Raw genomic sequence first — 16,538 nt, forward strand, 5'->3', positions numbered from 1 at the left:
AAGGATGTTATTGGCTTCGTATCTTTGAATAACATAAAAAATAGATATGGAAGACATGCTATTCTACGATAGATTGCAATTTGCATTTACTATCACATTTCACTACATTTTTCCACAATTAACCATGGGATTATCTTTAATGATAGTCTATTTTAAGTGGAAATATCTCAGAACTCAAATTGAAAAGTACAACAATGCCGCAACGTTTTTTATGAAAATCTTTGCGATTAATTTTACCATGGGTGTTGTTACAGGTATTCCAATGGAATTTCAATTTGGTACCAATTGGGCTAAGTTCTCTGAGCTCACAGGTGGAATTATAGGTCAGACCTTGGCCATGGAAGGACTGTTTTCTTTCTTTTTAGAATCCTCATTTTTAGCTCTTTTTATTTTTGGTGAAAAATTAATGGGGCAAAAGCTTCATTTTTTAACTGGTTTTCTGGTGTTTTTGGGGTCGTGGGCAAGTGGGTGGTTTATTTTAGCTACCAATGCATGGATGCAAAATCCTGTAGGTCATGAAATTTTAGAGAATGGAAAATTTGTATTAGATAACTTCTCAGAACTTTTTACTAATCCATGGTTATTGCCAGCCTTCTTGCATAATCAAATGGCTTCTGTTGTAACATCGGCTTTCGTGATGGCAAGTATAGGTGCGTTTTATATTTTAAGAGATAAACATTCTGAATATGGGAGATTGTTTTTAAAAACAGGTGTCGTATTCGGATTAATTTCAAGCCTATTAGTTGCTTTTCCAACAGGAGATTGGAATGCTAAAAACGTTGCCAAATATCAACCAGGAACCTTTGCAGCAATGGAAGGGATTTTTGAAACCGAAGAAGCTGGAGCCGAAATTGTATTGATTGGTCAACCTAATATGATTGAAAAAAAATTAGATAATAAAATTGCTGTTCCTAATATACTCAGCTTTTTAACGTATCAAGAATGGGATAGACAAATTCCTGGTATGGATCAATTTGAAACCGAAGAATTGCCAGATAATATTCCTGCATTGTATTATTCTTATCATATAATGGTGGGTTTAGGAACCATTTTTATAGGTGTAATGGGATTGGCACTTTTCTTTTTATGGCGGAATAAACTGTACAACATTAAACCATTACTCTGGACGATTATGTTCTTAGTTCCGTTTCCTTACATAGCAAATATTACAGGCTGGTACACGGCAGAATTAGGACGACAACCTTATCTGGTTTATGGTTTACTAAGAACAAGCGATGGAGTTTCACCTACAGTATCTTCTGGTAATACCTTATTTACATTATTAGGCTTTGTCGGTTTATATATGTTACTCGGACTACTATTTTTAACCTTGGTCGGCAAAACTATTAACCAAGGTCCAACACCTCAAAAACATTAATTATGGAACTATTTTGGTATATAGCAATAGGACTTGTTTTAACCGTGTTTTTTATTTTAGATGGTTATGATTTTGGAGCGGGAATCATTCATCTGTTTTTTGCTAAAAAAGAAAAAGACAAAGAAGTCATTACAAAATCTGCAGGTTTATTTTGGGATTCAAATGAAGTTTGGTTAGTTGCTGCTGGAGGAATGCTTTTTATGGCATTTCCAACATTTTATGCTTCTGTCTTTAGTGGATTTTATTTACCACTTATCATCGTTTTATGGCTCATCGTTTTTAGAGCTATTGGGTTAGAATTTAGAGGGCAATTTAAGTATCAAATGTGGAAAGATATTTGGGATAAATCTTTTGGTGTTTCTAGTCTTTTGTTAGCCTTGTTTTTTGGAATTGCTTTAGGCAATATAGTAAGAGGTGTAAACTTAGGAGGAGTTGATAATGGAGTTTCTGTACATGAAGGTCATTATTTTTTCTTACCCTTATGGGATAGTAGTTTTAGCCCTTTAGCGGAGCATCCTGGAGTTATAGATTGGTTTACCATTATTATAGGTTTGATATCGGTTGTTACTTTGGCTATTCATGGTGCTAATTGGGTCATATTAAAAACCAATTCATCTATAAATGGCAAGCTTAAAGGTGTCATTTTTAAATTGAATATTGCACTTACAGTGCTTACTATATTTTCTTTAATTGTTTGGCAAAAAGTAAATCCAAACTCTTTAGATAACTTTAGTCATAAACCATATTTATTAGTATTTCCATTAATTTATTTAACAGGAGTCATTGGGTTATTTTTTATAAATAAAATTAAAAATAACAGGCATGCTTTTATACTATCAACCTTAATAATTGTAGGTGGAATTACGTCGTCTCTTGCATCATTATTCCCAGTTATACTCCCTTCTGTAAACGATATGCATGAACATTTAACCATTTATAATACTGCAGCATCAGAATATGGATTATCCGTAGCCTTAATTTGGGGAATTATTGGCTTTATCCTAATTTTTGTATACTTCATTATTCAAAAAAGATTGATGAGTGGTAAAATTGATCATATGGATTATGGACATTAGTCTAAAGCCACTATTATGACAGGGACATTAATTTCATTAATCAGTATTCTAATAGGAATAGTTTCAGCTAATCTTTTTGGTAAGTGTTATAAACAATTCTCCTTTGGTTTAAAAGGAAATACCTTAGTTGGCGTTTTTGGTAGTGTTCTACTCATTAAATCTTTCGGTCGCTTAGGTTTTGACCCTTGGTTTATAATGAATAATGGTGATTTCGATAGATTAAGGTTAATCATTAACTTATTTGTTTCGGCTTTAGGTGGAGTATTAGGACTTGTATTTGTTAAATTGATTTACAAAAAAATGAATGATGAGTCAAGAAAATAGTTCGCTATTCATTATGTAACCAAAGTTACGCTCTAGTTGTATAAAGCGAATTACCTTTAATAAAAATTAAGGGCATGGCTAAAATTGTTATTCTAGGTGCAGGTATTTCTGGTCACGTTGCAGCAACTCATTTACGCAGAAAATTATCAAAAAAGCACGAGGTTGTTGTAGTATCACCTAATAGTAATTACCAGTGGGTTCCATCTAATATTTGGGTTGGAATTGGAAGAATGAAATCAGAAAAAATTTATTTTCCATTAGCACCATTATATAAAAAGAAAGGAATTGGTTATAAACAAGCTAAAGCAATTTCGTTTCATCCTGAAGGCGATAGTACAGAAGCAAAACCTTATGTTTTATCAGAATATGTAGTAGGAGATGAAAAAGGAAAACAAGAAAAAATAACTTATGATTATTTAATCAATTCCACAGGACCAAAACTTAATTTCGAAGCTACTGAAGGTTTAATTCCGGGTAAAAACAAAGCTTATTCTGTTTGTACATATACACATGCAGACCATGCTTGGGAGGGTTTGAAAGCGGTTATTGAGCAAATGAAAGCTGGTAAAAAAGCTAAAATATTAATTGGTACAGGTCATGCAAAATCTACTTGCCAAGGAGCTGCTTTTGAGTATATCTTAAATGTAGAACAAGAATTACGCAAGCATAATGTGCGTGATATGGCTGAAGTTACTTGGATTTCTAACGAATACCAATTAGGAGATTTTGGTATGGATGGTATGTTAATGAGCTATGGCAGTTTAACGATGAAATCTCATGAAATGATTGAGATGATTTTTGAAGACAGAGACATAAAATGGATTTTAGGTGCTGGAGTCAATAAGATTGAAGATGGAGTAGCACATTACGAAAATCTTGAAGGTGAACATAAATCAGAATCTTATGATTTTGCGATGTTAATTCCGTCGTTTTCAGGTCATGGTTTTAAAGCTTATGATAAAAACGATAATGATATTACAGAGAAGTTGTTTAAAGGATTTATGTTAGTTGATGCGGATTATACATCAAAACCCTACGAAGAATGGTCGGTTAGAGATTGGCCAGAAACCTATCAGAATCCAAGTTATAAAAACATTTTTGCACCAGGTATTGCATTTGCGCCACCACATGCCATTTCTAAACCTCGTAAAAGTAAAAACGGAACAGATATTTCACCTGCGCCGCCAAGAACGGGTATGCCATCTGGTATTACAGCAAAATTAGTTGCTGATAATATAATTGATACTATAAAAAATGGTAAAGAATCATCTCATCATAAAGGCTCTTTAGGAAATATGGGCGCTGCTTGTATTGCTTCAGCCGGATTTGGTTTTTGGAAAGGCAGTGGAGTGAGTATTACAACGTTTCCTATTGTTCCAGATTTTAAGAAATATCCAGATTCGCACGGAAGACATTTAGGAAAAACATTTGGCGCTATTGGTTTGGCGGGTCATTGGCTTAAGTTAATGTTGCATTATGCTTTCATTTATAAAGCTAAAATGAGACCGTTTTGGTGGTTGATTCCGGAGTGATTTTTCAATTTAGAATTCAGAGTTGTCATAAAATTAAAAGTCTTGAGTAATCAGATATGAGTAGTGTCTCCTTGAGGGGACTTTAGGGGTGTTCTTTTAAATATAAGGAAAGAATAAACATCATTTAAATAGTAATAAAAAATTAAAATATCATGAAAAGAATATCACCAAGAATGCGATTTAGAATGATGAATCCAGTTCTTCAGTTTTTCAAATTTATAATTTTAAGTATAAAAATAATGGTTATTGTCGCTGGTGGACATGGTGGCACAAGAAAAGTTAACTGATGTGGTTATCAGTTTTTTTGGTTGGTTAGTAAGAAGCATTCAGTTTAAGTGAGTGCTTATTTTTTTATCCTAATTGTTGTCAAACCAAATCCATATTATAAAATCCACCACAATTATGCTTTCGCTTTTTAGAACATTTAGTAATTAAATAAGCCGTAATAATGAGGTTGCGTAATTCACAGAGTTCAGCTGATAATTCGGAGTGGTCATAAAGACGTTTGTTATCTTTATGAAGGACACGTAAGCGTTTTTCGGCACGCAATAAACGTTCGTTAGATCTTACAATACCGACATAATTACTCATTATAGTTTTAACCTCATTTTTATCATGTGTAATTAAAATATGTTCCATGTTTTTAATCACGCCACTATCATTCCATTCCGGAATACCTTTGGGCATTTTTACGTCATCATACTTTTTATAGACATGTAAATAAGCACGATGCGCATAGACTAAACCTTCCAATAAAGAATTTGAGGCTAATCGGTTACCACCATGTAATCCTGTTCTAGTAACTTCACCACAAGCATATAAATTTTTGATCGATGTTCTGGCATTTTTACTCACAGTAACTCCACCACAGATATAATGAGAAGCAGGTAAAACTGGAATAAAATCTGTTCTAATATCAATACCTAGTGAAGCGCATTTCTCAGTAATATTAGGGAAATGGGCTTTAAATTTTTTAAAATCTAAATGAGTACAGTCTAAGTAAACATGTGGCGAACCACTTTTTTTTAATTCATTATCAATGGCTCTTGCTACAATATCTCTTGACGCTAATTCTTCGCGATCATCATAATGATGCATAAATGCTTTCCCATCAATAGTTCTTAATTTGGCACCAAAACCTCTTACAGCTTCAGAAATTAAAAACGCAGGATATTCGCCAGGATTATACAATGCCGTTGGATGAAATTGAATAAATTCTACATCAGCAATTTCAGCTTTGGCTCTATAGGCCATGGCTAAACCATCACCAGTTGCTACTTTAGGATTAGTGGTGGTTTCATAAACTTGTCCGCTGCCACCAGAAGCCAGCATCGTAAATTTGCTTACAAAGGTTTTGACTACCGCTTTTTTTTCATCTAAAACATAAGCGCCAAAACACGATATCTTAGAGTTTCGCTTGGTCTTTGTCTTTTTAGTTTGATGCTCTGTAATGAAATCAATGGCATAGTGATGCTCTAGGAATTCAATATTCGGTTGTGCATTCACTTGGGCAATTAAAGCCCGTTCAATTTCTGCACCAGTAACATCAGTATGATGTAAAATGCGGTTTTGCGAATGTCCACCTTCACGACCTAGATCGTAGTCCCCTTCATCATTTTTATCAAATTTTGTACCCCAATCAATTAATTCTTGCAAACGTTCTGGAGCATGTTTTACTACCATCCGTACCACTTTTTCATCACACATACCATCGCCTGCAACCAACGTGTCTTGTATATGCTGTTCAAAACTATCTACGGTTTTGTCATAAACGGTTGCTATGCCGCCTTGCGCGTATTTCGTATTTGATTCTGTTTTTTCGTCTTTGGTAATAATTATGACTTTTGAATCTTTATATTGAATCGCTATTTTTAAAGCAAAAGTTAAGCCTGAAACCCCTGAGCCAATAACTAAAAAATCGGATTGTATTATTTTTTGTTCACTTACCATCTGGACATATTTATTTCGAAAGCTCTAACATTCTTTCAATAGGAACAATCGCTTTTTTTGCTAATTCGGCATCCACTTCAATGTTGGGCAACTCGTACTTTATACACAAATACAGTTTTTTTAAGGTATTCATTTTCATATAAGCACATTCGCTACAAGCACAAGTGTTATCTTCTTTTGCAGGTGCAGGGATGATTTGCTTATTCGGGTTTTCTTGCATCATCTGAAATAGAATTCCGGCTTCAGTAGCGACAATAAATTTAGTTTTAGGACTGTTTTTTACATGGTTTAATAATCCCGCTGTAGAACCAATATATTTAGCTACTCTAAGAAGATGCGCTTCCGATTCTGGGTGCGCAATTAACTCTGCATCGGGATGTGCTTTACATAGGTTAATTAATTTTTCCATCGAAAACGCTTCATGAACAATACAGGCGCCATTCCAAAGCAGCATGTTTCTTCCTGTTTCTTTATTTAAATAAGCGCCCAAATTTCTGTCTGGTGCAAAAATAATAGGTTGGTCTTTTGGAATAGAATCAATGATTTTTCTAGCGTTGGAGGACGTACATACATAATCACTCAAAGCTTTTACTTCGGCCGAACAATTAATGTAAGTCACGACTAAATGGTCTGGATGCTGTTTTTTAAATTCTGAAAATTTATCAGGTGGACAAGAATCAGCTAAGGAGCAACCTGCTAATAAATCTGGCAACACAACTTTCTTTGTTGGATTTAAAATTTTAGCAGTTTCGGCCATGAAATGTACACCTGCAAAAATAATCATGTCTGCATCTGTTTTAGCAGCCTGTTGCGCTAATGCTAAACTATCACCAACAAAATCAGCAATAGCTTGTATCTCATCTATTTGATAATAATGCGCTAAGAGTATGGCGTTTTTCTCTTTTTTTAAACGATTAATTTCTGTTACGTAATCAACATCAAGCGTTTCAATATCTAAATAGCCTTTTTTGTTTAGGTTTATTTTAGCGGATTCTAGTGGTGTCATTTCTATTTAAGTTCAATACGTTTTTGAAAATAAGGCCTATGTTTTGCAAAAGTAGGAGCTAGCTTTTTTCTAAAACATGATAAAAAACATATAAAAACTTGAATTTTTTACGACCTTTCTAATATTGTATTTTTTGGTAGATATGTAAGAAGCATTCATTTTAAGATGAATGCTTTTTAGTGCGTAATATTCTAATGGTATTGTGATTATAGTGATTCTGAAGTCATGATTTTGATTCCCTTTTTAGTCATGTGGTTCTTAAGTTTTTCAAACGCTTCATTATCTAAGGCTTTAGAAGCGTCTTCAATAAAAGTGCAGTTAAACCCTTCATTATAAGCATCAATAATTGAAAAGTAAACACAAATATCTGCGGCTAAACCACATAAAAATAATTCTGTAGTACCTTTCTCTTTCAGATATCCTGCTAATCCAGTAGATTTTAAATGGCCATTGTCAAAAAAAGCACTATAGCTATCAATAGTTATGACGGTTCCTTTTCTAAAAATAGCTTCAAATTTTTCAGTATTTAAATCCGGATGAAATGCTGCACCTTCCGTGCCTTGCACACAATGATCTGGCCATAAGGTTTGTGGTTGACCATGTAATTCTATGACATCAAAATTAGATTTTCCGTTATGATTACTTGCAAAACTTATATGATCTTTTGGATGCCAATCTTGAGTGGCTAATACCAAATCAAATTTATTTTGAATTGAATTAATGACTGGCACTATTTGATCTCCATGAGCAACAGGTAGCGAGCCACTTGGCATAAAATCGTTCTGAACATCAATAATAAGTAAGGTTTTCATCAATAGAAATTTTGTTAATATACAATCTAGTATTTATGCTTATTAATTAAAATATCGCGTTCTTTTTTAAGTTGCGAACTCAATCCGATTTTATAAATATGCGGATTCTGAAAACGTTTATATTCATCAGGTAGTTGCTTTAATCGCGATTGAGAATACTCTGCAATTTCAGTTACCGTTCTAGGTGAAATTATTCTTTTGCCGTCTTTCATCACCTGTTTCAGTAGCGGTTCGTGCTTATAGGAATTAAGTTCTAAACTCTTAGTCGTATCAAAAGGGTGTTCCATAAGTGCAACCTGATCTTCAGAAGAAATGGTTATCGCATCCGCACCATAAAACATGTTATTGTCATCTAGCATGCGGTAGACTTGCTTTTTAAAAGGAAGTGATGTTTTAATAATATTTTCGGAAAGTTTAATTCTTGGTGTATTATTATATTCTGATAATTTATAAACTCCATCCAAAGAAGCGTCTGGTTTTCCGGTCACTAAATTAGTACCAACCCCATAAATATCAATCGGTGCACCTTGTTCTTTCAAACTTTTAATAACGTATTCATCAAGTTGATTAGAAACTACAATTTTTACATCTTTTAAATTGGCTTCATCTAATAATACACGTGTTTTTTTAGATAAATAGGCCAAATCACCACTATCTAAACGAATACCCAATAGTTTATCACCGCGCTCTTCCATTTCTTTAGCCACAGTAATAGCATTAGGAAGTCCACTTTTTAAGGTGTTATAGGTGTCAATTAATAGCACACAATTTTTTGGTCGCATTTTAGCAAAATCTCTAAATGCTTGTAATTCATCTTCGTAACTTTGAATAAAAGAGTGCGCCATTGTGCCTGTAGAAGGAATATCATAATCTTCGGCAGCCTTTACATTACTGGTACTATCAAAACCACCAATAGCGGCAGCTCTTGAAGCATAATAACCACCTGTGGCATGCGCACGACGTAAACCCATATCTAACAAAATACCATTTTTAGCACTATATTTTATTCTACTAGCCTTTGTTGCAATTAGGGTCTGAAAATTCAAAATATTTAATAAAAGCGTCTCTATAATTTGGGCTTCCATAATATTCGCTTCTACCTGTAATATTGGTCTGTTTGGAAATACAACATCGCCTTCGTTAGTAGAATAAATATTTCCTTTAAATCTAAAATTCTTTAAATAGTCTAAAAAATCATTTTTAAAGCCCTTTTGTTTTAAATATGAAATATCAGATGAAGAGAATTCTAAGGTTTCAAGAATTTCCAAAACATCTTCTAAGCCAGCAAAAATGGAATAACCACCTTCAAAAGGATTATGCCTAAAATAATAATCAAATACAGCGCGTCCATCGGGTTTCGTTCCAAAATAAACTTGGGCCATTGTAATTTGATAGAGATCGGTGTAAGCTGCTGTAATATTCATAAGAAGTTTTTGAAAAATAAAGTGAATAAAATTAAGGATATTTTACCACTCTAAGAACGAGAAAGTACTAAACTTATAGTTTGATGTTTATTCGAAAATATGAAATCATTTTGCGTTTTCTGTAAAGTAACAAATGTTACTAAGTGATGCTGCTTAATAAGTTAATTTTGTAACGTTATAGCGAGTATATGTTTTGCATGAATAATTAGAGTTTTAAACTTTATAATAACAGTATGATAGCAAGCCATATATAATTATAAAGGATTTAATATAGTTAACTGATGTGGTTATCAGTTTTTGGTTGGTTAGTAAAAAAGCATTCATTTTAAAGTGAATGCTTTTTTTGTTAGGTAACATTGGTTACCAACCAACGTTTTTTATCGCTTTATTTTTGTACTAGAAATATTTTAAATATGAAAAGAATAACGTTTACGGTCATACTTTTAGTGTTGTTTGCCAATTACAATATACACGCACAAGAAAAGGTGGCCATATCTAAAACAGAAGTCTTAACTAAAGTTTCAGAAAACAATACGAGCATTAAGATTTCTGAGGAAGATTTTAATCAAGCCAAAGCAGATTTTAGACAAACCAATGCAGTGTTTTTGCCAAACATAACGGCGAGTCATACAGCAATGGCAACTACAAATCCGTTGATGGCATTTGGTTCTAAATTGAATCAAGAAATTTTAACAGCAAATGATTTCAATCCAGCCTTATTAAACGATCCATCTCAGATTGAAAACTATGCGACAAAATTCGAAATTCAGCAACCATTAATTAATGTTGATGGTATGTTTCAACGAAAAGCAGCTAAATCTAAAATGGAAGCGATGTCTTTAAAGACGGAACGTACACAAGATTATTTAGCGTTTGAGGTTGAAAAAGCTTACATGCAATTACAGTTGGCTTATAAAGCAGTAGATGTTTTAGAAACCGCTTTAGAAGCTGCAAATGCGAATAAGAAGTTAGCGGACAACAGTTTAAAACAAGGGTGTTTGCAACGTTCTGATGTGTTGAATGTTGAAGTACGCGTTACTGAAGTTCAAAATCAATTACAATCAGCTAAAAGCAATGTGCAAAATGCCTCAAATTATTTGTCGTTTTTAATGAATGACGAAAGCTATGTGGTGTATACACCAACAGATGATTTAACGGTTTCAACTTTTGGATTAGAGGATAAAAGTATTTCAGAAAATCGTTCGGATATAAAAGCGATGCAATTAGCTTCAAACGCATATGAAGCGATGAATAAAGCTGATAAAATGGCTTTTTTACCACGGTTAAATGCTTTTGGGAGTTATGAATTATATGATGATCAAATTTTTCAAGCCGATGCCAGTGGGTATTTATTTGGCGCACAATTAAGTTGGGATATTTTTCAAGGCTCTAAACGTTTTGGGAAAGCACAAAAAAGTAAATCGGAATTTGAAAAGTCGAAATTAGAATACAAACAATATGTCTCACAAAGTAATTTAGAATTAAACAAAGCGAAACGCGCTTTTATTGATGCAGAAAATAAATTAAAATTAAACAGTTTAGCTTTAGAGCAATCCGAAGAATCTTTAAGAATTAGAACCAATAGATTTAAAGAAGGTTTAGAAAAAACATCGGATTTACTAATTGCTGAAACTCAATTTGCGCAAAAACAATTAGAGTATTACCAAACTATTTTCGAATACAATTACGCACAAGCTTACTTACAATTTTTAACTAAAGAATAACCTCTCGACTGCGCTCGAGATGACAAACTTTTGTCTGGTTGAGCGCAGTCGAAACCTAATTAATAAACAAATCATAAAATGAAAAAAACATATACAATCCTAACATTTTCATTAGCCTTGTTATTTGCGAGTTGTGGCAGTGAAGATCAAAAAGCCGCCGTAGATAACACCCCAGCAATTGCTGTAAAAACCAGTCAGGTTGAAGCTAATGGAAACAGTCCGTTTTTATCCGTAAGCGGAAAAATTCAAGCTTCAAATAGTGCAGATTTAAGCACAAGAATGATGGGTTACGTTAATAAAGTACATGTTAATGTTGGAGATAAAGTACGTAAAGGACAATTATTAGTGTCTATCAATAATGCCGATTTACAAGCCAAACGCGCACAAGTCAATGCCGGAATCACAGAAGCAACAGCTGCTTTTAATAGCGCACAAAAAGATTACAACCGTTTTAAAAACTTATTTGCAGAGCAAAGTGCATCACAGAAAGAGATGGATGATATGACGGCAAATTTTGAAATGGCAAAAGCACGATTGGAGTCTGCCAATCAAATGAAAAACGAAATCAACGCACAATTTACATACAGTAATATTACAGCACCATTTAGTGGAACAATTACAAGTAAAAATGTGGAAGCTGGTAATATGGCAAATCCAGGAGCACCATTAATAAGTATTGAAACACCAGGACATTTTGAAGTGATGGCAATGGTACCAGAATCTGAAATTTCAGAAATTAAAAAAGGGACTACAGTTGATGTTTTGGTAAAATCTATTAACCAAACCATTAAAGGAAAGGTGACTGAAGTTAGTACATCTGCAAAAAATACTGGAGGTCAATATTTAGTGAAAATAAATTTAGATAAAACAGATGCGAAAATCTTATCTGGCATGTTTACAACAGTTCAATTTCCTGTAGAACGTAAAGCTAAATCAGAAATGGTTTTAGTACCAACAGCAGCTATTATAACTAACGGACAATTATCGGGTGTGTATACGGTAAGCCAAAGTAATACAGCATTATTACGTTGGTTGCGTTTAGGTAGAACTTTTGGAGACCAAGTAGAAGTTTTATCTGGTTTAAATGCAGACGAAGCTTATATCGTTTCAGCTGAAGGAAAACTTTACAATGGTGCTAAAATCAGTGTTCAGTAAACAGTCGCAGTTTTCAGGATTGGGTCTAAGTAAAATTAAAGAATAACACAAATAAGAGAAAGCAGTCAAAGTAACAGTTTTCAGTTTATCCCGCAATAGTTTTCTCCTTTGGGGAATTAAAGGGGGCTAAAAAATAATAATAACTAAAAAATAACCCGTAACAGTTTTTCCCCTTTGGGGAAATTAAAAGGGGCCAATTATGAAAGAAGGAATCGCAGGAAAAATCGCCAAAGTCTTTATGCAATCTAAGTTAACCGTGTTGTTAATGATTGTGTTTATGGTGGTAGGTGTATATAGTTCATTTTTAATTCCACGTGAAGAGGAACCACAAATTGATGTGCCAATGGCAGACATTTTCGTTGGTTATCCTGGAGCAAGTCCTACGGAAGTAGAATCGCGAGTGATTAAGCCATTAGAGCAATTAATTTCTAATATCAAAGGTGTGGAATACGTGTATTCTACGTCTATGAAAGAACAAGGTATGGTGATTGTTCAGTTTTATGTTGGCGAAGATATTGAGCGTTCGTTTGTAAAAATGTACAACGAAATCAATAAACACATGGACCAAATGCCAGCTGGTGTTACGTTTCCATTAGTGAAAACTAGAGCGATTGATGATGTACCAATGTTAGGTTTAACGTTGTGGAGTGAGAATTATGACGATTATCAATTAAACCAAATGGCTCAAGAGTTAGAAGCCGAAATTAAAAAGGTAAATGATGTAGCAATTACGCATAAAATAGGAGGAAGAGACCGTCAGTTACGTGTGGTTTTAGATAAGGATAAATTGGCTGCGAGTGGCTTAGATTTCTTGTCGGTTTCTGAAATGATTAAGGCTAATAACAGTCAATTAAGTGCTGGAAGTTTTGATAAAGGTGATACTGAATTTTTGGTGAATACTGGTAAATTCTTAGCATCTGTAACCGATGTTGAAAATTTAGTGGTTGGTGTACAACAAAATCAGCCCATTTATTTAAAACAAGTCGCTAAGATTATTGATGGTCCGGAAGTGCCACAAAATTATGTGAGTTTAGGTTTTGGAAAAGGAGGCGAAAAATCAGCTGAATATAAATCTGAATATTCTGCAGTTACTATTTCTGTTGCTAAACGAAAAGGTGCAGATGCGATGAAAATCGCAGAAGTCATTATTGATAAAGTAGACCATTTACGTAGTACTTTAATTCCTGATGATGTTCACGTAGAAATCACAAGAAACTACGGAGAAACAGCGTCTCATAAAGTGTCAGAATTATTGTTACACTTGATAGGTTCAATCTTCGCAGTGACGATTGTTGTGATGTTAGCTATGGGTTGGCGAGGTGGATTGGTTGTGTTTTTATCAGTACCAATTACGTTTGCGTTAACGTTGTTGAGTTACTATATGATGGATTATACACTCAACCGAATCACGCTTTTCGCATTGGTATTTGTAACAGGTATTGTCGTCGATGACTCAATTATTATTGCTGAAAATATGCACAGGCATTTTAAAATGAAGCGCTTGCCATTTAAACAAGCGGCATTATATGCAATTAACGAAGTTGGTAACCCAACGATTTTAGCAACGTTTACTGTAATAGCTTCAGTATTACCAATGGCATTTGTTTCTGGATTAATGGGACCATATATGGCACCAATGCCAATTGGAGCGTCTATTGCCATGATATTATCTTTATTTGTAGCCTTAACAATCACACCATATTTAGGGTATATTTTCTTAAGAGAAAAAGATAAAAAAGGAGCAGAAGAGAAACCTGAAAAAGCGGTAGAGGATACTCTTATTTATAGAATTTACAACAAGTTTGAAAGACCACTTTTAGAAAGTAAAGGCAAACGTTGGTTGTTTTTATTAGGAACGTTCGCCGTGTTAATGGGAACCATGGTATTGTTTTTTACAAACTCGGTAGCAGTAAAAATGTTACCTTTTGATAACAAGAATGAATTCCAAGTGGTCATTGATATGCCTGAAGGCACAACTTTAGAAAGAACAGGAGTTGTAGCTCAAGAGATTTCTCAATATTTATCTAACAGACCAGAAGTTGTCAATTATCAAAACTATGTTGGGACGTCTGCACCAATTACATTTAATGGTTTAGTGCGTCATTATGATTTACGTGGCGGAAGTAACATGGCAGATATTCAAGTAAATTTATTGGCCAAAGAAGACCGTTCTGCACAAAGTCATGATATTGCGAAATTATTGCGTCCAGATATTCAGAAAATAGCAGCAAAATATAATGCGAATGTGAAGTTGGTAGAAGTGCCGCCAGGACCACCAGTAATGTCAACCATTGTTGCCGAAGTTTATGGGCCTGATTATGAAGAGCAAATCAAGGTTGCAAACCACGTTCAAGATATATTAAAAAATACTGATGATGTGGTTGATATCGATTGGATGGTTGAAGATGACCAAACCGAATATCAATTCGACATCAATAAAGAAAAAGCGATGTTATATGGTGTTGCGCCACAGCAAATTGCTTATACCATGAATATGGCCTTGTCTAATAGAGCAATTTCTAATTTATATGATGAAGATGCAGTAAACCAAATAGGTTTGGTATTAGCGTTAGATGAAAAAGAAAAATCCACTATTACTGATATTTCACAATTAAAAGTAAAATCTAAAATGGGGAATATGGTACCGATTTCAGATTTGGTTAATATTTCTCAAACTACAGCAGCAAAAAGTATTTACCACAAGAATCAAAAACGTGTGGTTTATGTAATGGCTGATATGGCTGGCGAATTAGAGAGTCCTGCTTATGCTATTTTAGGAATAGAAAAAAAGTTGAAAGAGATTCCATTACCACAAGGTTTTGAGATGAACGAAATGTACTTAGGTCAACCAGAATTTGAAGATGATTATACCGTAAAATGGGATGGCGAATGGCAAATTACATTAGAAGTATTTAGAGATTTAGGGATTGCCTTTTTAGGTGCTATTATATTGATTTACATATTAATTGTTGGATGGTTTCAAAACTTTAAAGCACCTGTGGTAATGATGGTAGCAATTCCGTTGTCTTTAATCGGAATTATTCTTGGACACTGGATAATGGGAGCATTTTTTACAGCAACATCTTTTATTGGTATGATTGCTTTAGCAGGAATCATGGTAAGAAACTCTGTATTACTGATTGATTTTATCAATTTAAGAACAGCTGAAGGCGTACCATTAAAACAAGCTGCGATTGAAGCTGGAGCTGTAAGAACAACGCCTATTTTACTGACGGCAGGAACCGTTGTAATTGGAGCCTTTGTGATTCTGTTTGACCCCATTTTCCAAGGATTAGCAATTTCATTAATGGGAGGAACAATAGTGTCAACGGTGTTAACATTATTGGTTGTGCCATTAGTGTATTATATGATAGAGAAGAAAAATTATAAGTAATATGTCTGGTCGAGCGCAGTCGAGACCTGTTGCTTTGAGAATTTTAAATAGTTCTCGACTGCGCTCGAACGGACAAGAAAAATAGAAACAAATGAAATTAGTCATAGTTACAGCAGTTGAGCAATATCAAAAGGAGGTTTTAAAACTATTCAAAAAAGCAGATATAGAAAATTTTAGTAGTTCAGAAATTGATGGACATAAAAATGGTTCGTCTTTATTAATGACTTCAAATTGGTTTCCTGTGGAAAAAGGAGGCAACGAATCTAGCATGTTCTTTTCGTTTACAGATGATGAACATATCGATGCTTTATTCGAAGCGATAAAAGAATTTAATGAAAACTTAGAAACGAATAACCCTATAAAAGCGGTTGTGGTTCCTATTGAAAGATTTATATAAATTTAAAAATTAATTAAAATGTTAAATACATATTTTAGAGTTATTGTTGGTGTCATGGTATTATTAAGCGTTGTGCTTTCTGTATACGTAAGTCCTAATTGGATGTGGTTCACTGTATTTATTGGTGTGAATTTAATTCAGTCTGCTTTTACAAAATGGTGTTTGTTAGAAACAATTCTTGTAAAACTAGGAGTTAAAAAAGAGGGTGGAAGCTGTTCTGTTTAAAGTACCGAAACTTAAAAGCAGTCGTTTCAATGCATTTGATTCTTTAGAAATTTTAAGGACAGGAAGTTTATTCTTTTTATTGTTTTAACGTAGAATCTAAAAATATAATTTCCAGTGCTGCGTGATTATTCATAAAAAACG

Annotated in this window: 14 protein-coding genes; 10 read left to right on the top strand and 4 right to left on the bottom strand. The window is 33.8% G+C overall.

Annotation, left to right across the window (positions count from 1 at the left end; genetic code table 11):
• Window positions 1–46: 46 nt before the first annotated feature.
• The 5 genes from KO515_RS08750 (at window position 47) to KO515_RS18875 (ending at window position 4,597) form a co-directional block, all read left to right on the top strand.
• Entirely contained in the window at window positions 47–1,378 is a 1,332-nt protein-coding gene (locus KO515_RS08750; RefSeq protein ID WP_215935989.1) for a cytochrome ubiquinol oxidase subunit I, read from the top strand.
• Window positions 1,379–1,380: 2 nt separating this feature from the next.
• A complete protein-coding gene (gene cydB / locus KO515_RS08755) occupies window positions 1,381–2,454 on the top strand; it encodes a cytochrome d ubiquinol oxidase subunit II (RefSeq protein ID WP_215935990.1) in 1,074 nt (357 codons plus the stop codon).
• A gap of 15 nt (window positions 2,455–2,469) precedes the next feature.
• Window positions 2,470–2,778 (top strand): hypothetical protein, encoded by a 309-nt coding sequence (locus tag KO515_RS08760; protein WP_215935991.1) that lies wholly within the window; start codon window positions 2,470–2,472, stop codon window positions 2,776–2,778.
• 74 nt (window positions 2,779–2,852) lie between these two features.
• Window positions 2,853–4,310, top strand: coding sequence for an NAD(P)/FAD-dependent oxidoreductase (locus tag KO515_RS08765; RefSeq protein WP_215935992.1), 1,458 nt, complete (start codon window positions 2,853–2,855; stop codon window positions 4,308–4,310).
• Window positions 4,311–4,462: 152 nt separating this feature from the next.
• Window positions 4,463–4,597, top strand: a complete 135-nt coding sequence (locus tag KO515_RS18875; RefSeq protein WP_256371294.1) for a hypothetical protein — start codon at window positions 4,463–4,465, stop codon at window positions 4,595–4,597.
• A 79-nt stretch (window positions 4,598–4,676) separates the two neighbouring features.
• Here the strand turns inward: KO515_RS18875 and nadB are convergent, their stop codons facing one another.
• The 4 genes from nadB to KO515_RS08785 form a co-directional block, all read right to left on the bottom strand.
• Window positions 4,677–6,260 carry an L-aspartate oxidase gene (nadB, locus tag KO515_RS08770; RefSeq protein WP_252723822.1) on the bottom strand — a complete coding sequence of 528 codons (1,584 nt, stop codon included), beginning with the start codon at window positions 6,258–6,260 and terminating at the stop codon, window positions 4,677–4,679.
• A 10-nt stretch (window positions 6,261–6,270) separates the two neighbouring features.
• The gene (gene nadA / locus KO515_RS08775) at window positions 6,271–7,266 is read right to left on the bottom strand and encodes a quinolinate synthase NadA (RefSeq protein WP_215935993.1); all 996 of its coding nucleotides are present in this window, start codon (window positions 7,264–7,266) and stop codon (window positions 6,271–6,273) included.
• Window positions 7,267–7,472: 206 nt separating this feature from the next.
• Entirely contained in the window at window positions 7,473–8,078 is a 606-nt protein-coding gene (gene pncA / locus KO515_RS08780) for a bifunctional nicotinamidase/pyrazinamidase (protein WP_215935994.1), read from the bottom strand.
• 26 nt (window positions 8,079–8,104) lie between these two features.
• Window positions 8,105–9,502, bottom strand: coding sequence for a nicotinate phosphoribosyltransferase (locus KO515_RS08785; RefSeq protein ID WP_215935995.1), 1,398 nt, complete (start codon window positions 9,500–9,502; stop codon window positions 8,105–8,107).
• 413 nt (window positions 9,503–9,915) lie between these two features.
• Here KO515_RS08785 and KO515_RS08790 point away from each other — a divergent pair, with 413 nt between their 5' ends.
• From KO515_RS08790 to KO515_RS08810, 5 genes are all read left to right on the top strand, one after another.
• Window positions 9,916–11,226, top strand: coding sequence for a TolC family protein (locus KO515_RS08790; protein ID WP_215935996.1), 1,311 nt, complete (start codon window positions 9,916–9,918; stop codon window positions 11,224–11,226).
• 78 nt (window positions 11,227–11,304) lie between these two features.
• Entirely contained in the window at window positions 11,305–12,381 is a 1,077-nt protein-coding gene (locus KO515_RS08795) for an efflux RND transporter periplasmic adaptor subunit (RefSeq protein WP_215935997.1), read from the top strand.
• A gap of 199 nt (window positions 12,382–12,580) precedes the next feature.
• Window positions 12,581–15,775 (top strand): efflux RND transporter permease subunit, encoded by a 3,195-nt coding sequence (locus tag KO515_RS08800; RefSeq protein ID WP_215935998.1) that lies wholly within the window; start codon window positions 12,581–12,583, stop codon window positions 15,773–15,775.
• A 91-nt stretch (window positions 15,776–15,866) separates the two neighbouring features.
• Complete coding sequence (locus KO515_RS08805) at window positions 15,867–16,172, top strand: hypothetical protein (RefSeq protein ID WP_215935999.1); 306 nt, start codon at window positions 15,867–15,869, stop codon at window positions 16,170–16,172.
• An 18-nt stretch (window positions 16,173–16,190) separates the two neighbouring features.
• Window positions 16,191–16,397 (top strand): YgaP family membrane protein, encoded by a 207-nt coding sequence (locus tag KO515_RS08810; RefSeq protein WP_215936000.1) that lies wholly within the window; start codon window positions 16,191–16,193, stop codon window positions 16,395–16,397.
• Window positions 16,398–16,538: the final 141 nt, after the last annotated feature.

It is taken from the genome of Winogradskyella psychrotolerans, assembly GCF_018860545.1.
GTDB classification, from domain to species: Bacteria; Bacteroidota; Bacteroidia; order Flavobacteriales; family Flavobacteriaceae; genus Winogradskyella; species Winogradskyella psychrotolerans_A.